Genomic DNA, 25,778 nt, shown 5'->3' on the forward strand with positions numbered 1-25,778 from the left:
GTCGGGCTGTATTTGTAAAAGTAACGATGGCAAAACTTTCGAAATGCAAGAATTCGATTCTTTTTTTGCAGCTCATGTCGATTCTGTTGCAACAGCTCCGCGCTGGATGAGAACGCAATCTTTGCAAAGAATGAAGAAGGCGAAAGATAGTTTGGTACAATACAACTATCTCTCTGTCGTCTTGAAAACTTGTCTGGCGACTTCTGATATTGATTCGGCACAGCTTTTAATCCGGCAGATAGAGAATTTTGCCGACCGACAACCGTTTTCCCATCGATTGGCCGATTTGCAGTCGGAATGCTTTAATATGAAAGGTAATATTTACTCGCGGAAAGGATATATAGATTCGGCTGCGGTCTGTTTCCGGAATGCTTACGAATTAAGGTTGCAAGGAACGAAGCTTGAGGCTATTCCCGATATTCTGATAAATCTTGCCGATGCCAATAATCATTTGGGGCGGTTGGATATGGGTGCTTTTTGGTATAGAAAGGCACTTTTGATTTGTGATTCGTTGAATATGCCTTCCGATAAGAAATTCCCTATTTATTATGGTTTGGCGCAAGGATATATGACCTTACGCGATTACGAGCAATGTGACTATTATTCGGAGCTTGCTGCCAAGAACTACGATGATATGCTTCCGGACGAAAAGCATTTCTATTTGAATAACCGTGGAAACTCTTATTATTATCGCAGTGATTACATTACGGCAATCAGGTATTTTAGAAAGGTGGTGGACCTTGCGCAAGATTATCCCGATATGCGCTGGGGACTTAATTTAAGCTATTTGAATTTGAGCGATTGCTTTCTGCAACGAAACGAAACGGATTCGGCAGCTAAATATCTGGAATTGTGCCAGCCTTTCTTTCAGGAAATAGGTTCTACTACCGCACTTTACTATATTGATACGCAGAAAATAGAGTTGGCCTTGCAGCGTAAGGATTTTGCGGGAGCGCGGCAATTGCTGATGAGGAGCAAGACTTCACCGGAAATAGATCCGGATATGATACATATCCGTAATAAATATTTGCAGCAGTTTCATGAAGAAACCGGTAATTACAAGCAGGCATATAACTACTTGAAGGAGAACAACCGTCTGGACGACTCTATCCGTAATGAGCGTGTAAGGTTGCGTACGGCCGACTTGACTTTGCGTTATCAGCAGGACTCTACTTTGATGGCGCATAAGGTTTTGCTGCAGAAACAGGAAAATGAGGTGCTGGTTTTGAGGCAGACTCGCCTTGTGACATTGGCAATTGCCGTTGTAGCTTTCCTGATTGCCGTTTTTCTTTATTTCTATAATAAGAAAAAGCATGATTTGTTGCTTGCCAAGAATCGTAGAACAGTCTCTACGCTCCGTCTTGAGAATATTCGCAACCGTTTGTCCCCTCATTTCATCTTCAATGTGCTTAATCAGGAAGTGGTGAGCCGTAAGGAAGAAGAAAAACAGGAATTGACGTCTTTGGTGAAACTTATGCGGAGAAATCTGGAACTGGCGGAACAACTATGCGTTACTTTGGATGAAGAACTGGACTTTGTCCAGACTTATCTTAACTTGGAATGTCGTTCGCTCGGACCCGACTTTCATCCAAACATCAGTATAGGGGAAGATGTACATCCCGGTCAGGTGCGGCTTCCTTCCATGATGATACAAATTCCGGTGGAGAATTCTGTGAAGCATGCCTTGCGGGGCAAAGGAGGAGAGTGCAATTTGTGGATTGCCGTAAATCGTCAGAAAAGCGCAATTTGTATTAAAATAACGGATAATGGTGGAGGATATCGTCCGGACAGTCGTCATAGGGGGACGGGAACAGGGATGAAGGTTGTTATGCAGACCATTCAGATTCTAAATATGAAAAATAAAGAAGCGATTGATGCCACCGTACATAATGTAACGTTACCAAACGGTGAAATGGGTTGTGAAGTAACTTTCCTGTTGCCGGATAAGTACGATTACAGTATCTAATAATAACCGTTTAGTTGCGTTTTTAAGGATGATAAGACTAATTATGGCTGAATAGTTTGTAAATGTTCATTTCAGACTTTGTATAGGAGCAAGAAATATTTATATTCGTCCAAACAAAACATAAAATATGGGCAAGTACAAGGTCGTTATAGTAGATGATGATGAGGTTTCTCTGGAGAGGTTAAGCTTTGAACTGAAGAAAGATACCCGTTTTTCTTTGGAAGGTATTGCGCGTAATGGTAAGAAGGGGAAGAAGCTGATAACGAAGATACAGCCTGATTTGCTGTTTTTGGATGTGGAGATGCCGGACATGACGGGGCTGGATTTGTTGCGAGAGATGCGCGATTGCGTGGCATGGAATATGCGGGTTGTATTTTATACGGCATATGATAAGTATATGATACAAGCTATTCGGGAAGCAGCATTCGACTATCTGTTAAAGCCTTTTGGGGAACAGGAACTGAAAGATATTTTAACACGTTTTGTTGAGCAAACTAAGACCGGGCAGCGGATGGTATTGCCGATAGGAAGTTCTGCGCACAGCGGGCAGACTTTCATTGTTTTTACTCCGACTAATGATATGCGTGCTCTGCGTCCGGCTGAGATTGGTTTCTTCCGCTATTCTTCCGACCGTAAGCAATGGGAAGTGATATTGAGTAACCAGCCGCCTCTGACTTTACGCCGTGGCATGACAGCTGAACAAATTACATTATATTCACCATATTTTGTACAGATACATCAATCGTATATCATCAATATTGATTATTTAATGCTCATAAGAGATAATAAGTGTATCTTATATCCGCCTTTTGACAAGATCACCGAACTGCTTGTATCAAAAAAATATAAGAAAGAATTACAAGATCGTTTCTGCTTGTGAAAGTAGACCAATAACTGGTTTGGGAAGTTAATATCGCAATTACTCTAACGATATTAACACATAAAAAAAGGGTGTTGAAAACTCAGCACCCTTTTTATTTATTTTGAAATACTACGATTCTCACATTTATCTGAAGTGAATATTACTTCACTTCGATACCTTTGTTCTGTAACGTAACGTTTAAAACTTTGGCATAATCAGAATATTGTTTTTCGCTCAAAGTCTTTTTCATCAGTTTCAGGTTACCGTAAACTGCGTTACGCAGCAACTTTTCCTGATCCTTCTTTGAATTTGTGGCACGTGCCATTTGTTCATTGAAGTATTCGCAGATGTTTGTAACTTCTTCCTTTTGGTTAGCGGACAAATTCAGATACTTGCCTAATTTGTTTACGTTGATGTTACCTTCCCATTTTGCAGTTGTAGGTTGGTTACCTGCTGCAAATGCACTGACAGTCAAACATACTGCTACCATTAATGTTAATCCTAAACGTTTCATAATACCTACTTTTTAATTGTTATACCTAAAAACTAATCTAATAATAAATCTAATACCTACTGAAAACAATTGTAAGTGCTTAGCTTTTTCTTTTTACCTGTGCAAATATAGAAAGGTGTTCTATAACATAAAAATGAAAAGAGAAAAAAGTGTAGGTTATACCTTCATTTCTTGATTTATATCAATTTTTCCCTATGAAAAAGATAGGATTATGCTTTTATTGTAATATGAATGTAATGTGAGATGAGTTGTATTCTTCAATCTGATATTATTATTGTTGTTTTGTTGTCAAAAGGATATGTTGCTGTTTGCCCGACAAAAGCAGATGGAGCTCTTGACTGATATCTTCTACGATTTCTTTGGTGGCATATGATAAGCATTCTGCCATATTGTCGAGGCAGGCTTGATTGGCCTCATATGAATAGCAGTATCGACGACTTTTGCGGGGATGTTTGTATCGGGTGTGATAGGTCTTGTCTAAGAGACAGTTTTCCCGGAATGAAAGCCGGATGACAATGGACAATTCGGTTTCCGCTGGTTGGTAACGGTAGTTGGGGAGTGAAACATAGTCACCTTCAAACCATATAAAACTGCTCTCTTTCAGTACTACTCCGCCAACGGTCTTGTTCTGTCTGATTTTTACTTCCAGGCGGTAGACTGAATCTGCGGGTACGCGATTGTCTTTATTATCTGCAAGATGGAAACAAGTGCTGCTGTTGCATTCTGTTAGTAGGGCATCCGTGAGGAATTCACGATATAGTTGGCTCAACGAATGTTCTCCCAGGTGGGTGCGAAACTTGTTTTTTTCAAAATTGAATATAAAAAGAGGAACGGCAAATCCTCCTTTCTTTTTAATAGTGGTATAATAATCTATATTTGAATAATCGATGAAGTCAAGGTAAACCGTATCTTTTTTCTTTCCTGAATATTCGGAAGAAGTCAGTTCATAGAATAGGTAGCTACGCATCCCGTTGATTTCTTTCTGCATACTGCGCGAACTCCGGCAGGAGCAAAGAAGGAGGATTGATAGTAAATAGAACAGGTACTTCATATTCAGTGGGGTTAGTATTTTGGCCATGTCTTCTCCGGCAAATCCATTCTATATTCTATTCCGGAGCAGACTCCGACAAAGCCCAGTCCACCTTTTACGTTATTTGGCAAGCTGATGGGTTCCATCAATGATTCATCGTAGTCGTCATCGCCCAGTGTATTCAGTGCCCTCAGATAGCGGTAGCCGATTTCGGGAAAGCTGAGCAGGCGGACGGTGACGGTATGCTTACGATGTACTTTGCCGTAGTAGACCTCTGCTGCATAAAAGTCATCGAAAAGCCTTGTATATACTTTTAGTGTTACGGAAGAATTACTGAAGCGGTTGTCAGTGAATATATTGTATTTGTTTTTGATGGTGGGGAACATTCCATTTTCTTCATCGTCATAGCTGGTTGGATGTCCGTCGGTCAGTATGACGTCTTCACGGTTGATAATTTCAGTATGACGTTCAATGATGACGGTATCTTCGTAATGATAGCTTATATCATTCAGAATCTCCAACCGATAGTAATTCTTTTCGTTAGGGCTATCCTGCAAGGTGACTTTGAACTGGCGGTAAGGTTTCTGTCCGTTATATTCCCGTAAGTAAGAAAGGCAGGTATCCACCTGCAGGCTCTCTACCGGATGGGGGACGGTTACTTCTGAGCTGACATGGTAGTGACCGTTCTCTGCCATGGCTTCTAAACGAATGTTATCACCGGGATGTAAGGCGGTAGTGAGACGGAATTTCTCTTCCGGGGTTATTGCTTGGAGTGACTCGGTAAGCCTATCGTTTACATAGAGCGAAAGGGTTGCCTCTTTCACACTGCCTATGGTGTTTCCCTCGCTTAAATGCAGATATACATAATTTTCGGTCTGTCCGGCATCAAGCATGGCATTCATAATGAGTTGTGGCTCTTGGTTTACGGGATTATATGGTATCTCGTTTTCGCAAGCTGCCAGAACAGCAGTGATGGCTATATATAGGATTATTCTTGCTTTCATATTCAGAACTTCTGTTAGAATCTGTAAGTATAGGTGACAGATGGAATACAAGGTAATATCGTTATTTTTTTTATGACGGTTTTCTTAGTTTTCTGGTCAGTTCCATTTCTTTGTTCGCTATATACCAAATTGGGGTTCATGGCATTATATACATTATAAATGCTGATGTTCCAAGTGCGCATACCATGTTTGGTCTTCTTGTTGAAGTTGATGCCCATATTCAGACGATGGCTGACAGGCAGACGATAATTGTTGCGATAGGAGATGTAGCCGGTTTCCTCGATAGAGCCGTCGGGCTTTATGACGATGGTTTCCCGTTCGGGAATAGTGATACACCCGCCGGTGTTGAATATCCACGAAGCCCCTATATCAATGCGATTGTTGAATTTATGGTTGAGGCAAAGGCTGATATTATGACGGCGGTCGTATTTGTAGGGAAACCATTCGCCTTGGCTGATGGTTCCGTTTTCGAAGCGGTGGTCGGTTTTGGATAAGGTATATGCCAACCATCCGGTTGTCTTGCCTGATGTTTTCTGAACCATGAACTCCAATCCGAAAGAACGTCCTTTGCCTACCTCTACTTTTTCCTCCCAATTGGTGGAACTGCCAAAGAAAGATACTCCCTCTTGATATTCCAATATATTACGCATTTGTTTATAATATCCTTCTATGGAGAATTCCCAACCGGGCAGTCCGTCATAATATCCTCCGAGTGAATATTGGTTTGAATACATCGGTTTGATATTCTTTGTGATAGGAACCCAAAGATCTGTCGGCATAGAGAATGGAGTGGATGACAGCATATGTACATATTGTGCCATACATGAGTAGGATGCTTTGGTAGAGAACCCTTGCCCGAAATCGTACCGTGCCGAGAACCGGGGCTGTACTGAGAAATAATTCTTGCCTTGCGTATGGAATAGCGATAGCCTGAGGCCTGCATTTATGCTGAAATGATTGTTCAGGTTGAAATTGTCTTCACCATAGACTGACAGCTCCTGCCCGTGTAATACGTCATTGTTCTTGTTTTGATAGACAGTGTCTTGTTGGACGGTTCCGTTATCGATATCCTGCACTTGCGAGGTGGTTGTTTCCGGGCGGAACGTATGGTAGATATACTCTGTTCCGAACTTGATGTGGTGCTCGGGTAAGGGAGTATAATCAAAGTCCATACGTGCGCTCCAGTCGCGGATACCCGATTTGAAAACGGATGAATAGGAGTGCCGGTCTTGCAGCCGGTCATTGTATTTGTGTGCGTCCTCTATGTCCTGATTCAGTTTCATCCGGTAGTTATTGTATGAGACGGTTGTGTTGCAGAACAGTTGGTTACTGAAAACATAATTCCAACGGCCGAAAGCAATGGTGTTACCCCAGTTCAGGTGATTGTCGTCTCTGTAAAAATTCTGGTTGTTATGTCCGTTCTGATTGTTGTTGTTCCGATAGTCATAATGAAAGTGGTCTTTTCCCTTGTAGAATCCGAGGAATAGGCGGCTGCGGTCATTGAATTTATGGTTTATTTTGGCATTGATATCATAGAAGTAGTAATTGTATTTGTCGGTGTCATAATCATCTTTCGTAACGGTAAGGTTTTTGAGAAAAACAGTGTGTGTACCTCGTGCACTGATGCTGAAAGCGGTATGTCCTTTCCTGATAGGACCTTCTATGTGCAGCTTGTCGGTAAGTGTACCCACGCTCAAAGTACCATGATAACGGTACGTATCTCCGTCGTTGGTGCGTACGTCTACAATGGAAGAAAGACGGCCGCCGTAGCGGGCGGGAAAGGAGCTTTTGAAAAGTGTTACGTTCTTTACAGCTTCAGGAGTAAAAACAGAGAAGACGCCCAACATATGGTCGGCGTTGTACACAGGGATACCGTCCAGCAATACTAAATTCTGGTCAGGACCACCACCGCGTACGTACATACCCGAAAAGCCTTCCATTCCGGCTTGTACGCCGGGCATCAGCTGGATTGTCTTCAATAAGTCAGCCTCTCCGAGTATTGCAGGCGTATGTTTGATTTGTGTCATGGGGATATTGTGCGCTCCCATGGCGGTACTTTGAAGACCCGCTTCCTGTCTGTCCGAAAGCACCACTACTTCTGCCAGCCGGTTATTGCTTGCCAAGTGAATATTGAGTACCGTATCTTTTGTCAGTTCAAAATTGGAATGCTGTGTGTCATAGCCAAGATAGGAGAAAATCAACTCTACCGCCCCCTCTGGCAGCGTAAGTGTATAAAAGCCGAAAGGATTGGTAGCAGTACCTGTGGAACGACGACTCTCAAGGATATTGGCACCAATCAGCGTCTCGGAAGACGCTCCGTCAGTCACATATCCGCTGATAGTGAACTTTCGGCTTACGGCTTTTTGCGGCACAGGCCGCTTATACAATAGAATATGTTTACCGGATATTTCAAATCTTACAGGCTCATTCTCAAAAGCGCGTTGCAATATCTTGCCGATGGTTTGCGACTTGGCTTCCAGAGTGATACGCCGGGTTAGTTTCACATCTTCTCCGTATATAAAGGAAAACCCTGTCGTTTTCTCCAGTTGTCTGACGAAATCTTCCAATGTGGCATTATGAAAGCTAAGGCTTAGGCGGGTCTCTTTGGTTTGCGCATGGAGCGGGTTGCTTAAAAGAACCACACACACCAGAAGTAAAATTCCGGTGTGGTGGTGTGAACCGATGGTAAGAATTCTCATTAGATTAGTTAAGTTTAGTAATTACTATTGTATCGTTAGATTCTTTATATTGAAAGCTGCCGGCTTCTTTCAGCAGGTCGAGAATTTCTGTCAGCTCTTCACCGGGACCAAACGTTGCAGTCATTCGATAATTCTTTAAACTGTCATTATCAATCCGGATAACTTTATGGAATGTCTTCGAAAGTTGAAGAACGATTTCCTCCAATGGCTGTTGACTGAAGACCATCGCCTCTCTTTGTCTTACCGGTGCTACGGACCGGCTCTCTGTGGCGATTGCGGCAGGTGGTGTCGGTTCAAAAGATAAGGCATGATAAGCGGCCCAACTTGCCACGCATAGCAAGACTACTGCGGCGGCACTTGCTGTGCGTAGCCAGAACCTTCTTTTTATGCGTCGGGCAAATAATCTGCTTTCCAATATCTTCCAACTGCTTTCTGCCGAGAACCGTCCTCGGGGTGAGCGGGTGGAGGAGATTAGCTTCTCTAATACTTTTTCAAAATTCTCGTTGCTTACTTTCATCTTTTCTTATTTGACGACCAACTTTAATGTTAGCTGTGATTGCTTTACCTCTTTGTTTTTTGGAGTACAGATTATATATATTTTTTCGGAGCGTTTTATCTGTTTAGGATAAATACGGATGCGGGCGGTAGTCGATTTCTTTTTGGCCGGGATAATAATTCGGGTATCCACCAACTTGAATATTGGCTTTGCTCCGGGTTTCCGATTGCCCTTTAGTGTTACTTCTCTGTCTTTTTGGCTTTTTTCAATAGCAATGATTTTAATATCAATATCCTGCTCTTCTACCTGGCGATTAACGGTGTAACTCTCTATCGTTTTGTCGAAACCGATATATTCTTTGGGATAGTCACCGTGATTGTTTTCACATCCGCTCAGACCCAACAGGGCAAACAGTATACCTGCTCCAATTGTAAATAGGCTTTTCATAACTCTCTTTCATTTGTTTTTTAGTTTTCATAAGTAAAGACAGCTCTTTTTTGAAAACTCCCTATGCCTATCTCTTTTTTTTTCGATGTTTTTTGTTCGGGGCTATCGAAGCAGGGATTCTTTTAGACGTGTGAGTGCTTTTTGCAGTTGTGCATCTACGGTCTTCACGCTGATGCCTAACTCTTCGGCTACTTGGGCGTAACTCTGTTTCTCTTCACGCACACGGATAAATACTTCACGGCAACGTTCCGGCAGCCGGTCGAGGGCTTTGACATAACGGGCAAAAAGTTCATCACTGATAAGTGTGTCTTCGGGAGAGTCTGCAAGTTCGACCGGTTCCGGCAGGTGTTCGGCAGATTGGGCGGTATATCTCGATTCCTTCTCCAGATAGTTGAGGGCGGCGTTTTTAGTAAGAATGAAGCAATAATCTTCGATGCTGTTTACTTCAGGAAGTTTCTTGCGTTGTTCCCAAAGGCGCATAAAGACATCCAGTACGATTTCTTGTGCTCCGTCTTTGTGTTTGACATAGTAATAAGCGATACGGAAAAGACGGTCGTAAGTCAACTCATAGAATCCCCGGAAGGCTTGTTCCGAGTTTTCATCTTTCATTTGACGCAAGTATCGTCTGACTTCTTGTTCGGTCATATTACTTTATTCTTCTACAAACATTAAATCACTCATGATGCCGTCTGATACGAAGATACCTTTACGGGTGAGGCGGAGACGGTCGTTATGCATTCCCAGTTTTCCGCTATTCAGGTGCGGAAGCGCCATATCCATACAGTATTTCCATAATTCTTTGCCGAAATTCTGTTCTATTTCATTCAGCGACAATCCCCATTGAGTACGGATGGAGGTCATGATACATTCATTGTAACGGGTGACCAGGTCTAAATATTCACTTTCAAACCGGCGATGGTTATTTTCAATAGAGTGTATATAATCTTCTAATGAAGATACGTTCCATTCGCGGGTATCTGTATTGAATGAATGGGCGGAAGGACCGCAACCCAAATAAGGAACCCCTCTCCAGTAAGACGTATTATGGCGGGAGTACATAGCCGAACGGCAGAAGTTGGATATTTCATAATGTTCGTAACCGGCGCTTCCAAGTGTGTCTATCAGGGTGGAGAAGAAGCGGACACTGCTTTCTTCGTCTACTTCGCGGATGCGGTGGGTTTGCAGTAGTTCGTAGATGCGGGTTCCTTCTTCGTAGGTCAGGTGGTAGGCAGAGATATGTTCGACATTAAGGATGACTGCTTGCTGTAAATCACTTTTCCACCGTTTGTCTGTCTCACCGGGCAGGCCGTAAATCAAGTCGATACTGATATTGTTGAAACCGGCACGTCGGCAATGGTGTACGGCATTAACGGCTTGTGCTGCATTGTGGCGGCGGTTCAGTAGCTTCAGGGTAGAATCGTCAAAAGTTTGTATTCCCATGCTGATACGGTTGAAAGGCAGCTGCCGCAGCATAGTGACGTATTCTTCCGTTAAGTCATCGGGGTTGGCCTCGAGGGTAATTTCTTGGCAATGCTCCATTCCGTAATACTCCTGAATAGTTTTAAATACTTCCCGAAAATCCTCCTCCGCAAGTTGTGAGGGAGTGCCGCCGCCAAAGTAGATGGTTTCGACAGGTTCTCCCCGCAGGTATTCCTTCCGCATTCGCAGTTCCTTGCACAAGGCATGGATATAGCGGCTTTTCAGTTCGCTACGGGTAGTGGAGTAGAAATCGCAGTAGATGCAGCGTGTCTTGCAAAAAGGGATATGGATGTAGATACCTGCCATGGCGCTGTAAATTGGTTGGGGCGCAAAGATACGATTTTTTCTATTGCAGATTGAGTGATTTTATTTCTTTGCTTGTATTTAATACTAAAATGGATATTGAAATGCGGAAGGACTGTGTTTTTTCCTTATATTTGTAGCGTTGTCATGGCAACGGAATCCAATTTACATTGTATGAAAAGCATAACACTAAGATATATAGTAGCACTTTTTGTTCTGTTAATTTCTTATGCTCCTTACGCGCAGACATCTATATTCCGTGGCCTGTCCGTCACTGAAGGGCTTTCTGATTTGGTGGTCAATGCACTGTATAAAGATTCGATAGGGTATGTATGGATTGGTACGGGAACTTCATTAGAACGGTTTGATGGTGTGCATTTGAAGCGCTATCCTATCTCCGGCAATAATGAGAAACTGAAACGTGTCACTGCAATTGCCGAGACGGAAGGTAACCAGATATGGATGGGGAATGGCATGGGTTTGTGGCGTGTGAATCACGAGAGACGTGAGTTGGATGCCATTGCTGCCGAAACTATCAGATGCGGTGTCCGCTCTTTGTTGGCTGACGGTAGAGGCACGCTTTATATCGGCAGCGAGGCGGGGCTGTTTATTTATCGGAAAGGACAACTGGAACGAATCCTGATAGACCCCAATGTGCTTTCTGCCGCCAATACCATTAATGGGTTGAATCTCGATGATAACGGAGTTTTATGGATGGCTACATCAAGCGGGCTTTACTCGCTGGAACTGAAAAACAAGAGAATCATCCCTTATCATTTTATAGTGGATGATAAGCATATTTGCTCTTATACCAATATCGCCCGTATCGGGTCAGTTGTTTATTTGGGTACGATGGGGCAGGGGATTGCTTGTTTCGATACTCGTACGCATAAGTTCGGCTCTTATTTGGATGTAGGTTGTAATGTAATATCTTCCCTTTCCAGTGATGGAAAGGATTTACTGTATGTGGGTACGGACGGTAACGGGGTACATTTTATTTCTACAAAACAGAAGAAGATAGTACGTTCCTTCCAGCACGAAGTAGGGAAGGGCGGCAGCTTGCGTTCCAATTCGGTTTATTCTTTGCTGGTGGACAGAAACGGGCTGATTTGGGTAGGATTCTATCAACTGGGTCTGGATTATACACTTTATCAAAGCGAGCTGTTCCGTACTTATAGCTATCCGCCTTATTTTGATACTAAGGATATGCCTGTGCGTACAATCACTTTTCAGGGCAGTGAAAAACTGATAGGTTCTCGTGACGGTTTGTACTTTATTGACGAACAACGGGGAAGATACGCCAGCTTCAGTGCTCCGCAATTGCGTTCCAGCATGATAATTTGTAGTTATGCTTTTCAAGGGAAATATTATATAGGGACTTATGGCGGAGGAATGTATGTACTGAATCCTGCCACATTATCCATTAGCGATTTTGAACCCCGTATGGTGCAACCTTTCGTTAAAGGGCAGATATTCTGTATTAAATCTGATGTGGATGGTTGTTTGTGGATAGGGACTTCAGTCGGTTTATTCCGTTACAAGGATGGCAAAATGTTGAATCACTACAATAGCGCCAATTCCAAATTGCCTGAGGGGAATGTATATGAAATTTATTTCGATTCTACGCACAAAGGTTGGATTTGTACGGAGAATGGCATGTGTATCTGGGATCCCTCTTCCGAGAGCCTGAAGGTGGATGCCTTTCCGGAGGGCTTTATCCACAAAGAGAAAATCCGTACCGTGTTTGAGGATTCCGCACACCAGCTTTATTTCCTTCCGGATAAAGGGCCTATGTATATATCCGATTTGTCAATGAACCATTTCCGGCATTTGCAGCCTAAGACCTTGCTTGAAGGTAAGGACTTTATGTTCATGATAGAAGATAATGAGGGGTGGCTGTGGATTGGAACCAGCAACGGACTTTATCGGTATGATAAGAAAGACACTTTTATTCTTTACCATTTCATAGACGGTATTCCCAGTCCTATTTTTATATTTTGTCTGCCGGTTAAGGATGAACAAGGACGCATCTGGATGGGAAATTCAAAAGGGCTGATTTACATGAATCCTCAAGACGAGAGTAAACTTCTGCAGCACAATCGCCCTTTAATGATTACGGATGTTTTTGTTAATGGCAAACATCCGGTTGCACCTTCTTTGAATAAAGAAAAGTTGCGGGTTGAGTTGGAAAGTTCGCAAAACAACCTGACTATTTGTTTCTCTGCCCTGAATTTTACCGATCCCAGTTATATGTCTTATGAATGCAAGTTGGAGGGCAAAGAAGAGGAGTGGCAGATGCTTATGGGACGGTCGGACATAACTTATTACGACTTGGCGTCCGGAGATTATTGCTTTAAAGTGCGTCGTGTTGGTGTGGCAGGCTCGGAAATCAGTATGGTGGTACATATAGACTATCCGGTTATGGCTTGGATTGCAGGAATAGCCATCTTGGTTATCCTATTGTTCTCGGGTCTCTTTTATTTCTATAAGAGGAAAGAGAAGTCTAAGAAAACTGTTGCGCCTGTGCTCATTGCCGAGGTGGAACCAAAAGCGGTTGTTACGGAAGAAAAATATAAGACCAACAAAATTAGCCTTGAAGAATGCGAGCGTCTCACCGAGAAGCTGGAAAATGTGATGCATGGTGAGAAGGCTTATACAAATCCGGATTTGAAGATTGCCGATTTAGCGGCTATGATAGGTACATCCGCACATACTTTGTCTTATCTTTTCAATCAGCATCTGAACCGTAATTATTATGATTACATCAATGATTATCGTATTGCCGAATTCAAACATCTGATTGAGAGAGAGGAATATTCCAAATATACTCTTAGTGCGCTGGCCGAACTTTGCGGTTTTAGCTCCCGTGCTTCTTTCTTCCGTTACTTCAAAAAAGCTACGGGCATTACACCCAATGAATATATTCGCAGCATTGGAAAAACAAACGAGTAACGGCTAAAATGGGCTTCAGAGTCTCAAATTATTAGTTGATACTGGGAGTCTCAAATTCTTAAATATCTGTTTTATTGTATTTTATGCGCTCTTTAGTCTAATAGGATTAAGCGAGATTTATTAACCACAGTAGAATGTTGTTATCTGTTTATGTATCTATATCTTTGCTTTCGTAAAACAAACGTAAACCCAAAAATCTGAGATATGGAAAACAGTACACTGACAACTTCTCAATTAATAGCTGACTCTTATGTAGGCTATCATCGCCAAGTTTACCTGTATATATTGAATAAGGTAAATAGCCAAGAAGAAGCTGAAGATTTATCACAAGATGTGTTCCTGCGATTAATGGAGTACAAGCAAATGCTTCGTCCCGATACAGTAAAGTTTTTTATTTATACCATTTCACGCAATTTGGTAAATGACTATTTGCGCCGTTATTATAAGAAACAGGAAATATCTTCTTATATGTATGATCATGCAGAAACTTGTACAAGTGATACGGAAAGTCGGGTTATCTCTAATGATTTGGCAGCTTTGGAGCAACGCAAACTTAGCGTTCTTCCCGCTCAACGCAGAAAGATTTATACGATGAGCCGTTTTGAAGACAAGTCGATAGCGGATATATCTTCCGAGTTGAATCTTTCGCACCGTACGGTGGAAAATCATCTGCGTATCGGACGTCATGAGATCCGCGAATATATCAGGCAATGTATCTAATAGAATATAGTATATCAACGAGAATGTTAATTTTAAATTATAGATGTATGAAAAATGATTTCTTGAAATCTTCATCGAGAAAGCTTTTCTTTTCAGTCATGTTGGCTGCGGCTTTGCTGCCCGGGGTTTCATTACCGGTATTTGCCGGGACTTTAGAAATGCAGTCCGTTATGCAGTCGGGAACGGTGAAAGGACTGGTTGTTGACGCAGCAGGTGAGTCCGTGATTGGTGCAAGTGTACTTGAAAAAGGTACCACGAATGGGGTGATAACGGATATTGACGGTAACTTTACTCTTAATGTATCTTCTCCCAATGCTGTTGTAGTTATCTCTTATATAGGTTATAAAACAGTAGAAATCCCGGCATCGGACACCAAAGCTTTTCAGAAAATAGTGATGCGTGAAGATTCTGAAGTATTGGCAGAAGTGGTGGTTGTGGGTTACGGGTCTCAGAAGAAAGAGACGCTGACGGGTGCTGTAACAGTGGTTGATGATAAGATGCTGAAAGATAAGGGGGCGCTTTCCAGTCCTGCGCAAGCATTGCAAGGTCAGGTGCCCGGTGTGGTAATTACCCGTACTTCGGCAGCACCGGGTGATGAAAGTTGGAACATGAAGTTGCGCGGTTCATTTTCCAAGAATAATTCTGATCCGTTGGTGATTATAGACGGAGTGGAATCGGAGTCATTCAGCCAGTTGAATCCGGCGGATATCGAGTCTATTAACTTCTTGAAAGATGCTTCTGCCGCCATTTATGGTAGTAAGGCAGCCGGTGGCGTAATCCTTATTCAAACCAAGAAGGCAAAGGCAGGTAAAGCAAAAGTAGAGTATGGCGGTTCGGTAACTGCAAAGTTTGTCGGACTCCAACCGGAATTGATGAATCTGGATCAATGGTGTAATGCCGTTACTCAAGCCCGTCTGAATGACGGTTATAAGCCTGCCGATGACACTTGGTTGCAGTACGCAGCTTTGGCTCAGGCGAATAAGGGATACTATATTGATTTGGATAATACACAGAACCCGTTTAATAATGCCTTTACTGATGTTGCGGACTTTGTATTTTTCGATACGGACTGGCAGAATATCCTGTGGGGAACAGCAATGTCCACGTCTCACGAACTGAGTGTGTCGGGTGGCGGTGAGAAGACTACTTATCGCTTGTCCGGTCGCTATATGTACGATGACAGTAATTTGAAGTGGGGTAATAATAATAACCAACGCTATAACTTACGCCTGAACAATACATTCCATGTGACGGATAAGTTTGATATAGAGTCTGTCCTTTCATTCTTCCGCCAAGCTCAGGTAGCGCCTACTCAGGTTGGTTCGGCATTGACGGCTTCTACCCAGCAGCCCGGTTTCCCTTCGTCTACTACGGATGGAAAGCCTTATGCTTGGGGTACATGGGGAGCTCCCAACTGGTATTGTGAATTAGGTGGCGACAATAAGCTGAGGGTTACAGGCGTCAACATCAGTGAGATGTTCAAATATACCTTCAACGAACATTTTAATGCAGTGGCCACCTTTGGCTATAATACCAATAATGCTACGCGAGACATACAGAGAACCTCTATTGACTGGTATAACTATGCCGGAACTAAAAAAGTAATGACTAATCCTCAACAGGAAGAAAGTAATTATATTAAGAGTAACAGCCAAACAGACCTCTATACTATTAATGCCTATGCCAATTGGAGCCAAACTTTGGCAGACAAGCATGATGTTGCAGTGATGTTGGGTACGCAGTACAGCTTTAAGGAGTATGATTATACCACTACCAAAGCTAAAAACATTTTGCCTTCATTAGATATTATCAATGGTATCGGAGAAGTGACTTTGGTAAATGACAACAATAAAGGACCGGAGAAATGGCAGGAAGCACTGCTCTCTTATTTTGCCCGTGTCAACTACGATTATCTTTCCAAATATTTGTTGGAAGGCAACTTCCGTTATGACGGTTCTTCCAAGTTCCAACCCGAAAATCGTTGGGCGTTTTTCTGGGGTGTATCGGCCGGCTGGCGTTTGAGCGAAGAAACTCTCATTAAGAATTTGAATATCTTTGATGATTTGAAGTTGCGTGTATCTTATGGTACGGTGGGTAATCAGGGAGGAATCGACCGTTATGATGGTATTCAGCTTTATAACTTCAACCAGAACAAGGGCGCTTTGATTGGTGGTGAAAAGATTTCATATATTGATACGAACGGCAAGTTGCTGAGTATGGACCGTGAATGGGAAACTATTCAGAATTATAATGTCGGCCTTGATTTCGGTTTGTTCGGTAATCGGTTGAAAGGTACGGCGGAACTCTTCTGGAAAGTCTGTGAGAATATGTTGATTGATGTGTCTTACCCTGCAACGTTGGGGGACAAGGCGCCTACCGCCAATGTGGGTGGCTTTAAGGCAAACGGTTTTGAAGGAAACCTCAATTGGTCGGATAAAATAGGTGAAGTGGGTTATAGCATCGGTGGAACATTCACTTATACTACGAACAAACTTACTGACAATGGCGGAGGCGTAACGATTACCGATGGAGTACGTTCCGACCGCGAAGGATATCCGTTGAATTCCGTATTCGGTTTGAAGTATGTAGGTAAAATACAGAATGACGAACAATTGGAGAAATACCTTTACCGTTATACCGGCAATAATACGATTGATATGCCAACTAACCTTCGTTTAGGCGACAATATGTATGAGGATGTGAATGGCGACGGCAAGCTGACTGAAGAGGATTACGTCTTTTTAGGGACGGACGACCCGAAAATCTCTTTCTCCTTCAATGGCGGATTGGAATGGAAAGGCTTTGATTTCTCTGTTGTATTTCAAGGTGTGGGTATGCGTTCCATTTGGCGTACGGGCAGCTCCAATAAGAGTAATGATGCATGGCGTATTCCTGTGATGAAGCCTCATTTGAATTCTCCGAACTTTTCGGTAGGTGATGTATGGTCGCCGGAAAATCCGGGGGCTTATTACCCTACTTATACTAATGTTGATCAGATAAATACTTATAACTACCGTTGTTCTTCTTGGTCGGTAGAGAATGGTAACTACTTGCGTTTGAAGAATATATCTTTAGGATATACTTTCCCGACCAAATGGCTGGAGAAAACTAAATTCCTGACTTATGCACGTGTTTATGTAACGGGAGCCGATTTATGGGAAACCAGTAAGATTCGTGACGGCTGGGACCCGGAAGCTTCGCGTACTGTGACTGCATACGGCCGTTATCCATTTACCCGCAGTGTGACGTTCGGCTTAAACTTAACTTTCTAAAAACAGATTATTATGAAATTACATAAGATTAAAACTATTTTGGCAGTAGCGGCAATGGGAATCCTGTCCCAGTCCTGTCTCGATTTAGATCCGAAAGACCAGTTGGCCGAATCCAATTTATGGAGCTCTCCTTCCGAGTTCCAGTTGTTTGCCAATCAATTTTACGGTTGGACACGCGATTTCAGTTCATTGGACAACAACTCTACGAAACCGTTGCATTCGGATTATAACTCCGACCTCTTTACAAGCCGCGACGATCGCAATCGATTCAGCAACGGTTCAAACTCCGTACAGGAGTCCGACGGCAATTACGGTTCATGCTATGCGCATATCCGTCGTACCAACCTGCTATTGCAGAATGCGGCGAAATATTCCGCTCCTGCGGATATTGCACAGTATGTAGGTGAGGCTTATTTCTTTCGTGCTTATTCCTATTTCGACTTGTTGCAATTCTATGGAGATGCCATCATCATAACCCAACCTTTGGATGTAACTTCACCGGAGTTGAAAGTTGCCCAAAATGACCGTAGTGAAGTAGTCGATTTTATGATAGAGGATCTTGAAACAGCGGCTCCCATGCTGCCGCGTTTTTCCGAATTGACTACCAACGATGCAGGACGTATCAGTCGTGAAGGCTGTTGGGCGTTTCTCTCACGTGTAGCTCTTTATGAAGGAACTTGGCAGAAGTTCCGCGGAAATGAAGAACGGGGATGTGAATTGCTGGATATTGCTGCCAAAGCAGCTAAACAAGTTATAGACAGTAAGGCATTCAGTCTGTTCAAACCGGATGCGCTGAAAGAAAAGGCACAGAAGTATATGTTTATTCTGGAGGATGCCAAGTCTAATCCGGCAGGCATACAGAAGAGCGCCAACAAAGAATATATCTTTGCACGCCGTCATGATGAATCTTTGGCTCCTATCGGCAAGAACATTACAAAGACCAATCTGATTAACATGGTATGGGTGAGCCGCAAGTTTGCCAATATGTATCTTTGTCAGAACGGACTTCCCGTAACTTATAATAATGGAACGAATCCTCAATTTAAAGGTTATGCCACGCTTGCTTCCGAATGGGAAAATCGTGACAACCGTATGCGTTATACGCTTGCCAAGCCGGGAGATACTTTCTGGGACAACAGTAGTAAGGGATGCCGCTTGACGTGGAATGATGCTTCCGACCAAAACCATGCTGTGCATACGGATTTTATTCCAAGAAGCGGAACCGGTTACCATAACCAGAAGTGGGCTTCCGAACGCGAAGTAAAAGATAATTTTGAAGGTTATGATTACCCGATTATCCGTTATGCCGAAGTTTTGCTGAACTATGCTGAGGCTGTTTACGAACGCGATGGAAAGATTGAGGATGCAGATTTGAATCTCTCTTTGAATCTTGTGCGTACTCGTGTCAATCCCAATATGCCGGGGCTGACAAACAAACTCGTGAATGATAACGGGTTGAGTATGCGTGAAGAAATCCGCCGCGAACGTACTGTCGAATTGTTCCATGAAGGTTTCCGCTTGGATGATTTGAAACGTTGGAAGACGGCGGAAACGGAGATGCCGCAAGATATACTTGGCGTGAAGTGGGCAGGAACGGAGTTTGAGACTAAATGGGCTGCGTGTCCTTATTCCCGCAACAGCGAAGGGGTAATTGTGATGGAGACAGGTCGCCAGTGGCAGGAGAAGCACTATTTGTTCCCCTTACCGAAAGACCAGTTGCAGTTGAATCCGAATCTGAAACAAAATCCGGGTTGGGATAAATAAGTAGCGAACTTATAAAAAAGAAGAGTATTATGAAAAAGATATATATGAATCAATTCTTGTTTGCGAGCGCATTAACGGGATGTTTCCTTTTGGCCTCCTGCGATAAGGAACAAGAGTTTACAACGGGAATGCCCGAGCAACAACTTATCAATTCCATAGAACTGAAAGTGACCGCTAAATTGCCTTTGGCTGTGGGCATGGACACTACGATTGTTTACAACGTTGTGCCGGAAAGTGCAGCCAACAAGGAAGTTCTGTGGAGCTCCTCCAATGAGAAGGTGGCCGCTGTTTCTCAGAATGGTACTGTTACGGCGCTTGCCGAGGGAGAGGCTGTCATTACGGTGAAGCCGATTATAGGTTTTGGTGTTTCCAATGTTACGGAGAAAGCGATTGCCGTAAGTGTGATACCCGAAATTATTGAAGTGACCGATATTCAGTTTACGAATAAGGATGATGAGGGCAACCCGCTTACAGCCCTTTATCCGGGCGATGAACAGGAACTGGCTTATACGCTTTTGCCGGAGAACCACACTTATTCCTATCTTACATGGGAGAGCAGTGACGAAAGCGTTGCCACCGTCACGGAGAATGGAACTGTCACTGCCATTGCACCGGGAAGTGTAGTCATATATGCCTATACGCACGACGGAAGCAATTACCGGGGTGAGTTCCCGCTGGCGGTAAATGAAATAGTGGACGCCGAAGATATTGCCATAACTGAAGAGTTGCCGGTTCTGCATATCTATCAGACGGCTAAACTGAAGTGCACATTTGTGCCGGAAACAGCCGTTGCCAATTCGGTGAACTGGGAGTCGAGTGATGAGGGCGTGGTTACGGTGAAGAATGGAATGGTTACCGCAGTGGGCTTTGGCGAGGCGACTGTTACGGGTACTTGCCGTTCTACGGGTAATAAAGCCTCGACAACAGTGAAAGTCGCCACCGGCTGGTGGGTATGGGATGCCGCTTGCAGCTTCGAAGGCTGGGGCATGGGCACCAAAGGCGCAAGTAGCGAGATAACGGAAGACCGTATGATAGTAACTACCGCACTCCAGTCATCCGGTGCGTTGCGTGCGGACTTGACCTTGGACACTAAAGGCACGAAAGTTGTCATGGATATTGCCAACTATCCGGTCATTGCCCTTCACACCAATCTTCCGGACATAAGTAAGCAGGGATATACGCTGGACTTGGTGGCAAGCAACGGTACGAAGGGAGAAAGCAAGCTGAACAAAGGAAAGACTCTTTCGGACGGAACCAAATTATTGATTTACAATGTGAAATCGCTTAATAAGTTTGCGGAAGGCGAGGTGACCTTCACTACTTTCCAAATTAAGATAGCTGATATGACATCCGCTGAACTTCCTTCCGGCCGGTACGAAATGTATTGGATACGTACTTTCGCGTCCGAGGAAGAAGCCGTGCAGTTTGCCGAAGACCAAATTACCGCGAATAAATAAGCAATAACCATATAGAATAAAAAGACAAAAGATATGAAGACCAACTTTATTTACACATTGGCAGTTACCGCCACATTGGGGTTCTGTTCGTGTACGGAGATAGAAGACGGCACTCCCATTAACTTTGATGAATGGGAAGCGCCGGAGAAGATAGAATTCACCTTGAATCATCCGTGTATGTTGCATTCGGAAGCCGACTTTACGTATGTCAGGGAAAAACTTGCCACTTCCGCACAACCGTGGGCAGATGCTTATGCTTCATTGGAGAGCAGCAAGTTTACCAACTTGACCTATCAGGCAGAACCGGTGGAATGGCTGAAACGTCTGGACCAAGCTAATTGGGCAAGCAAGCATCCTGATTATGCGAATTATACAAAGCTGGCTAATGATGCCGCAGCCGCTTATCAAATGGCATTGCGTTGGAAACTTTCCGACAAGGAAGAATATGCAGATGCCGCCAAAGCCATTTTGAATACTTGGGCTAAAAACTGTAAAGGCATTTATCGTGAAAGCGGTAGTTTGATTGACCCGAATGAATACCTGATAGCCATCCAGGCTTATCAACTCGCTAATGCCGCCGAACTTCTGAGGGATTATAATGCTTGGGGAGATACGGACGAATTCAAAGCTTTCGTAGCTTGGATGGAGAATACATTTTATGCCATGGCAGATGATTTCCTTACCCGCCACAACGGTACGACCGACCACTATTGGCTCAACTGGGACTTGGCGCAGATGACCGCTTTGTTGTCTATCGGTATCTTGGGCGATAATCAGGAGATGATAAACGAAGTAATCCAATATTTCAAGAATGGCATCGGTCCGGGCAATGTAAATACTGCCGTACTGCACCTGTATGACGATCCGGATGGTTCGGGCGAGAAGCTGGGGCAGTGTCAGGAGTCCGGTCGCGACCAGGGACATGCCATGTTGTGTTGTGCTTTAATGGGGTATTTCTGCAAAATGGCTTATAACATTGGTGAAGACCTTTTCGCTTATGATAACGGCCGTGTAGTGGCAATGGCTGAATATGTTGCCAAATACAACGTCTTTAAACCGGAGTACATCGACCAAGTGCCGGGTGGCAATAACGATTGGTTCAGTTACACGCGCACAGGTTTCCCGTATACTTCTTATTTCTACTGTGACGAACAGATGGACGAACCTTCGGCAGTGGAACTTCGCAACAACGGTGCTGAAACAGGTCGCGGCGGTAAACGTCCTATCTGGGACCTATGGTACGGCCACTGCAAGAAAGTAGGTATGCCTGCCAAATATTGCAATGAGTTTGCATCGCGTCTCCGCCCGGATGCCGGGCCGGAACAATACGGCGGTAGTGGCGGTGCACTCGACCAGCTTGGTTACAGTACACTCATGTTCTACTACGAGTAAATGCAATCTGCGCCAGCCGGTGGCAGGCATGGCAAAAAAAGTAAATACGGTTTTGAGCGGTGTGTTCCGCTCATCCGTATCTTATTTCAAAACATAATGATACTCTGATGTTAACAAGAATATTTAAATCGAATAGTATGATAAAAGGTAAATTTTTACTGGCAGCAACTTTGGCTTTCTTCTTGGCTTCTTGTGGAGATGACGATGAGTCTCAGGACACCGGCGGGGCGGAAGTGAAATTCACTGCCGGATTCGTACCGATGCAGACCTCGGGCGCAAGCACCCGCTTGACGACCAATGATAACTGGGCAGGGCTTGCCGACCGTACCGTAGCGGTAGAGATAGACGGCGTGGTAAAACCCTATACCGTAGACGAACAGGGAAACCTGACTTCTCAAGACCCTTTCTACTGGGGTGATAAAACAGAACTGACCGTAAATGCTTGGTATCCCTATAATGAAGGCATTAAACCGGAGATTCCTGTTGTGAAAGCCGACCAAAGCGGCAGTGGGTATTGGGAAAGCGATCATTTGGAAGTGGTGACGTTGAACGTGCCTTTCTCAACTTCCATTATTTCTTTCCGTCACCGTAATACACAAATGGTATGTGATTTGAAGTCCACTCTGCCCAGTGTCAGTTATAACAATGTTACGGTTAAATACCTCAATCTGCAGAATGTGGAAGAGGGGACAACCGTACGTACCGGTAGTAAAGGCAAGGCTTTGATTGTGCCCCAAACCATTCCTGCCGGAACGGAATTTATGGAAATAACCTTGCCGGATGAACGTTCTTATACGTACACGCTCGAAGAAGATATGTCTTTGGGACAAGGCGTTGCAAAAGGTGTGGAACTTGAGGTGTCAGAGGACGGAATCAAGGTGACTTTCAAAGATTTGTCTTCTTGGGATATGAGTGAAGATACTTTGGACGGCAACACCATAGAGAACAAACCGGATACAGATGCCGATAACTCTTGGAATAGTGAAGGTGCTGACAGTATAGATGGTAGTACCATAGAGAATAAGCCGAACACAGATACCGATAATTCATGGGATAGTGAAGGAAAAGATACGATAGACGGCAGCGCAATTGAGAATAAGCCGAATACTCCTGATGACAGCGGCTCGTGGGATTCCGGTGCAGAATCATGGGAAGGCTCTGATAAAGTACAATCAACCGAAATTTGAATGGAATAATAATAACAATTAAAGAATATGAATATGAAAAACATTTTCAAATTATCAGCAATGATGTTGGCGGCAGCTTTTGTAGCTGGTTGCAGCCAAAACGATGAATTGGATGTGACACCGGTGGAAAATGAAGGACAACTCACTATCCATGCAACAGCTTCAGATTTTGTATCATCCGATGCAACAGATACCCGTATAGCCAATGACGGTGCAAATACCGCTTTTGAGGCAGGAGATGAGATTGGTGTTTTTGCCATTCGTTCTACGGACAATAAATTGATGTACCAAAATATGCCACTGGAATACCTGAATGCAGAATCAGGATGGACAGGCAATGAGAATAAAATTTATTATTATAAGAATACTGCATATGTAGCTTATTCTCCTTATGATGACAAACTGAACATTACCGATGCAACCGGTATAGAAGATTTACAGGCTAAAATAGAAACCTACTTTACCGAAAAACTGGATGCGGCAGGAAATGACCAGTCCATTGCTTATCCTTCTCTTGACTTGATGATGGCATCGGCAGAACCGGCAGATATAGAGGGCTCAAACGACAAGTCGCTTTCTTTCAATTTTAAACACCGCTTTGCGCTAATAGAGATTGCAGTACCTGTAAAAGCATATTTGGATGTAACCAAGAATTTTACCTATGCAGAGCCCTTTTCTAAAACTTTTACTTTGAATGGCTCTGAACCTGTGAATGAGATTAAATTGTACCCTCTTTCCTTACAAACAAGCGGAGAGGCGGGTGATGCTAATGCTAAGGCCTATAATCTGTTCCGCTTTCTTGTAAAACCGGACACTCAATATACTTTATCAGGAGAGTTAGAATATGCAACACCTATTACACTGAACGATAAGACCGTGAATCTGCCGGTTGGTAAATATATGAAGTACACAATCAATGCAACGAATGCTGTGAGTTCTTATACTAAACGTGATATTGCGGTAGGTGATTATTATTATGCAGATGGAAGTATCTATCCGGGTACTAATGATAAGATTATTACTAATGGTTGCGTGGGAATAATTTTTGCAACTAACAATGTATCTGTAAATAATGGAATAGAGGGGTCAAAGACCTACACTCATGGAAAGGTATTGGCTTTGGTAAATTATCATGCAGATGGTGAGCCGGCAACAAGTGGAGCTAGTACAAGCAGTTATTACAATTATTGGGGCACTCATACAGCCGGTGACGATGTAATAACTTCAGCTTCTAATACAGAAGAAAGTTATGCTTCTTTTTCGGGAAGACTTGATGGTTATGCAAAAACTACGGCTTTTGCTTCTTCAGTAGATGCAGTTCAGAAAGTACTGAATTTTGGTAAGGAAATTAATACGAAGTATGTAGCTCCTATCAGTTCTACAGGATGGTATATGCCGAGTATAGGTGAATTGATTGAAGTATTTAATGCTTTTGCGGTAACAAGCAACGGTGAAGGAACCTATTCATTGAGTGCTAGTGATTTTGCGAATAACAGTGCTAATACGACTAATAAGTCAGCTACCTTGCTAAATCTACGAAATAAGTTAGTTGCGGCAGGTGGTGAATTTTTACAAGAGTTTCCTGAAGATCCAACGAATTCGTCTTCATCAAATTATACAGACCGTTGGTGGTCTATAACAGAAGTTAGTAATGCAAAAACATGGGCAATAGAATTGAAAACAAATGGACAGGTGAAGGTGCTGGAGAGAGATAAAACAGGTAGCAATAAACATGCATCGATACGTCCTATCTTAGCTTTCTGACATCCTCTATTTACTGTTAAATCATAAAAAAACAGTTCTTAATAGGTATTCAGAATACTATCCTTTTCTAAAGATAATGGACTATATTCCATTGTCACTTATTGATTTTCAAGTGGTTGTGTCAAAATGTAAAAGTCCTATCATTAGCTTCGCTCAAAACATCTTTTGATTTTTACGCTAAGGTATAGTCTGTCATTCTGAACGTAGTGAAGAATCTCTTCTCTGCATACATAAGAGAGGAGATTCTTCGTCGCAAGCTCCTCTGAATGACAGACTGATAGGACTTTTACATTTTGACACATTCACCTCTTTTTCTTGTCCTCATGTTAGCAATATACACATTGTTTAACCCTTTTATTACAAGACTGTTTTATAACTTTTCTGTCATCACTTATCATAAATTGCACTCTATCCCTTTGTAGAAAGGGGATAGAGCGAGTGATGACAATTGCAATGGCAGTGATGATAAC

Annotated in this window: 18 protein-coding genes; 10 read left to right on the forward strand and 8 right to left on the reverse strand. The window is 43.2% G+C overall.

Annotated elements, in window-relative coordinates:
- Positions 1-43 precede the first annotated feature (43 nt).
- Both KG118_RS13960 and KG118_RS13965 read left to right on the forward strand, forming a co-directional pair.
- Positions 44-1,966, forward strand: coding sequence for a tetratricopeptide repeat-containing sensor histidine kinase (locus KG118_RS13960; RefSeq protein ID WP_369834717.1), 1,923 nt, complete (start codon positions 44-46; stop codon positions 1,964-1,966).
- A 127-nt stretch (positions 1,967-2,093) separates the two neighbouring features.
- A complete protein-coding gene (locus KG118_RS13965; protein ID WP_117712062.1) occupies positions 2,094-2,846 on the forward strand; it encodes a LytR/AlgR family response regulator transcription factor in 753 nt (250 codons plus the stop codon).
- Positions 2,847-2,988: 142 nt separating this feature from the next.
- On the opposite strand, the gene KG118_RS13970 is transcribed toward KG118_RS13965, so the two are convergent.
- From KG118_RS13970 to hemW, 8 genes are all read right to left on the reverse strand, one after another.
- Positions 2,989-3,342, reverse strand: coding sequence for a hypothetical protein (locus KG118_RS13970; protein ID WP_117712060.1), 354 nt, complete (start codon positions 3,340-3,342; stop codon positions 2,989-2,991).
- Positions 3,343-3,613: 271 nt separating this feature from the next.
- A complete protein-coding gene (locus tag KG118_RS13975) occupies positions 3,614-4,420 on the reverse strand; it encodes a hypothetical protein (protein ID WP_233555783.1) in 807 nt (268 codons plus the stop codon).
- Positions 4,405-5,376, reverse strand: a complete 972-nt coding sequence (locus KG118_RS13980; RefSeq protein ID WP_117712058.1) for a DUF4249 domain-containing protein — start codon at positions 5,374-5,376, stop codon at positions 4,405-4,407. The genes KG118_RS13975 and KG118_RS13980 overlap by 16 nt, the downstream gene beginning before the upstream one ends.
- A 14-nt stretch (positions 5,377-5,390) precedes the next feature.
- On the reverse strand, positions 5,391-8,075 hold the full coding sequence (locus KG118_RS13985; protein WP_117712056.1) for a TonB-dependent receptor domain-containing protein: 2,685 nt from the start codon (positions 8,073-8,075) through the stop codon (positions 5,391-5,393).
- A 4-nt stretch (positions 8,076-8,079) separates the two neighbouring features.
- Positions 8,080-8,592: a DUF4974 domain-containing protein gene (locus KG118_RS13990; protein WP_117712054.1), complete on the reverse strand. Its 513-nt coding sequence runs from the start codon at positions 8,590-8,592 to the stop codon at positions 8,080-8,082.
- 6 nt (positions 8,593-8,598) lie between these two features.
- The gene (locus tag KG118_RS13995) at positions 8,599-9,018 is read right to left on the reverse strand and encodes a hypothetical protein (RefSeq protein ID WP_117712053.1); all 420 of its coding nucleotides are present in this window, start codon (positions 9,016-9,018) and stop codon (positions 8,599-8,601) included.
- Positions 9,019-9,120: 102 nt separating this feature from the next.
- Entirely contained in the window at positions 9,121-9,663 is a 543-nt protein-coding gene (locus KG118_RS14000; protein ID WP_117712051.1) for an RNA polymerase sigma-70 factor, read from the reverse strand.
- A gap of 6 nt (positions 9,664-9,669) precedes the next feature.
- On the reverse strand, positions 9,670-10,803 hold the full coding sequence (gene hemW, locus KG118_RS14005; protein WP_117712050.1) for a radical SAM family heme chaperone HemW: 1,134 nt from the start codon (positions 10,801-10,803) through the stop codon (positions 9,670-9,672).
- A gap of 171 nt (positions 10,804-10,974) precedes the next feature.
- On the opposite strand from hemW, the gene KG118_RS14010 reads away from it, so the two are divergent.
- The 8 genes from KG118_RS14010 (at position 10,975) to KG118_RS14045 (ending at position 25,308) form a co-directional block, all read left to right on the forward strand.
- Positions 10,975-13,752, forward strand: coding sequence for a two-component regulator propeller domain-containing protein (locus KG118_RS14010; protein WP_117712275.1), 2,778 nt, complete (start codon positions 10,975-10,977; stop codon positions 13,750-13,752).
- A 204-nt stretch (positions 13,753-13,956) separates the two neighbouring features.
- Positions 13,957-14,472 carry a sigma-70 family RNA polymerase sigma factor gene (locus KG118_RS14015; RefSeq protein WP_117712048.1) on the forward strand — a complete coding sequence of 172 codons (516 nt, stop codon included), beginning with the start codon at positions 13,957-13,959 and terminating at the stop codon, positions 14,470-14,472.
- A 47-nt stretch (positions 14,473-14,519) separates the two neighbouring features.
- Positions 14,520-17,744 carry a SusC/RagA family TonB-linked outer membrane protein gene (locus KG118_RS14020; RefSeq protein ID WP_199598798.1) on the forward strand — a complete coding sequence of 1,075 codons (3,225 nt, stop codon included), beginning with the start codon at positions 14,520-14,522 and terminating at the stop codon, positions 17,742-17,744.
- A 12-nt stretch (positions 17,745-17,756) separates the two neighbouring features.
- Positions 17,757-19,508 carry a RagB/SusD family nutrient uptake outer membrane protein gene (locus KG118_RS14025; protein WP_117712046.1) on the forward strand — a complete coding sequence of 584 codons (1,752 nt, stop codon included), beginning with the start codon at positions 17,757-17,759 and terminating at the stop codon, positions 19,506-19,508.
- Positions 19,509-19,537: 29 nt separating this feature from the next.
- Complete coding sequence (locus KG118_RS14030) at positions 19,538-20,965, forward strand: Ig-like domain-containing protein (RefSeq protein WP_117712045.1); 1,428 nt, start codon at positions 19,538-19,540, stop codon at positions 20,963-20,965.
- Between the two features lie 33 nt (positions 20,966-20,998).
- Complete coding sequence (locus KG118_RS14035; RefSeq protein ID WP_117712043.1) at positions 20,999-22,357, forward strand: alginate lyase family protein; 1,359 nt, start codon at positions 20,999-21,001, stop codon at positions 22,355-22,357.
- A 137-nt stretch (positions 22,358-22,494) separates the two neighbouring features.
- Entirely contained in the window at positions 22,495-23,544 is a 1,050-nt protein-coding gene (locus KG118_RS14040) for a fimbrillin family protein (RefSeq protein ID WP_158560999.1), read from the forward strand.
- 33 nt (positions 23,545-23,577) lie between these two features.
- Entirely contained in the window at positions 23,578-25,308 is a 1,731-nt protein-coding gene (locus KG118_RS14045) for a fimbrillin family protein (RefSeq protein WP_147331369.1), read from the forward strand.
- Positions 25,309-25,778: the final 470 nt, after the last annotated feature.

It is taken from the genome of Bacteroides propionicigenes, from assembly GCF_018390535.1.
Classification (GTDB): domain Bacteria; phylum Bacteroidota; class Bacteroidia; order Bacteroidales; family Bacteroidaceae; genus Bacteroides; species Bacteroides propionicigenes.

Coding starts and splice junctions, on each gene's coding strand:
- KG118_RS13960 (WP_369834717.1), top strand. CDS start 44: ATGCAAGAATTCGATTCTTTTTTTGCAGCTCATGTCGATTCTGTTGCA.
- KG118_RS13965 (WP_117712062.1), top strand. CDS start 2,094: ATGGGCAAGTACAAGGTCGTTATAGTAGATGATGATGAGGTTTCTCTG.
- KG118_RS13970 (WP_117712060.1), bottom strand. CDS start 3,342: ATGAAACGTTTAGGATTAACATTAATGGTAGCAGTATGTTTGACTGTC.
- KG118_RS13975 (WP_233555783.1), bottom strand. CDS start 4,420: ATGGCCAAAATACTAACCCCACTGAATATGAAGTACCTGTTCTATTTA.
- KG118_RS13980 (WP_117712058.1), bottom strand. CDS start 5,376: ATGAAAGCAAGAATAATCCTATATATAGCCATCACTGCTGTTCTGGCA.
- KG118_RS13985 (WP_117712056.1), bottom strand. CDS start 8,075: ATGAGAATTCTTACCATCGGTTCACACCACCACACCGGAATTTTACTT.
- KG118_RS13990 (WP_117712054.1), bottom strand. CDS start 8,592: ATGAAAGTAAGCAACGAGAATTTTGAAAAAGTATTAGAGAAGCTAATC.
- KG118_RS13995 (WP_117712053.1), bottom strand. CDS start 9,018: ATGAAAAGCCTATTTACAATTGGAGCAGGTATACTGTTTGCCCTGTTG.
- KG118_RS14000 (WP_117712051.1), bottom strand. CDS start 9,663: ATGACCGAACAAGAAGTCAGACGATACTTGCGTCAAATGAAAGATGAA.
- hemW (WP_117712050.1), bottom strand. CDS start 10,803: ATGGCAGGTATCTACATCCATATCCCTTTTTGCAAGACACGCTGCATC.
- KG118_RS14010 (WP_117712275.1), top strand. CDS start 10,975: ATGAAAAGCATAACACTAAGATATATAGTAGCACTTTTTGTTCTGTTA.
- KG118_RS14015 (WP_117712048.1), top strand. CDS start 13,957: ATGGAAAACAGTACACTGACAACTTCTCAATTAATAGCTGACTCTTAT.
- KG118_RS14020 (WP_199598798.1), top strand. CDS start 14,520: ATGAAAAATGATTTCTTGAAATCTTCATCGAGAAAGCTTTTCTTTTCA.
- KG118_RS14025 (WP_117712046.1), top strand. CDS start 17,757: ATGAAATTACATAAGATTAAAACTATTTTGGCAGTAGCGGCAATGGGA.
- KG118_RS14030 (WP_117712045.1), top strand. CDS start 19,538: ATGAAAAAGATATATATGAATCAATTCTTGTTTGCGAGCGCATTAACG.
- KG118_RS14035 (WP_117712043.1), top strand. CDS start 20,999: ATGAAGACCAACTTTATTTACACATTGGCAGTTACCGCCACATTGGGG.
- KG118_RS14040 (WP_158560999.1), top strand. CDS start 22,495: ATGATAAAAGGTAAATTTTTACTGGCAGCAACTTTGGCTTTCTTCTTG.
- KG118_RS14045 (WP_147331369.1), top strand. CDS start 23,578: ATGAAAAACATTTTCAAATTATCAGCAATGATGTTGGCGGCAGCTTTT.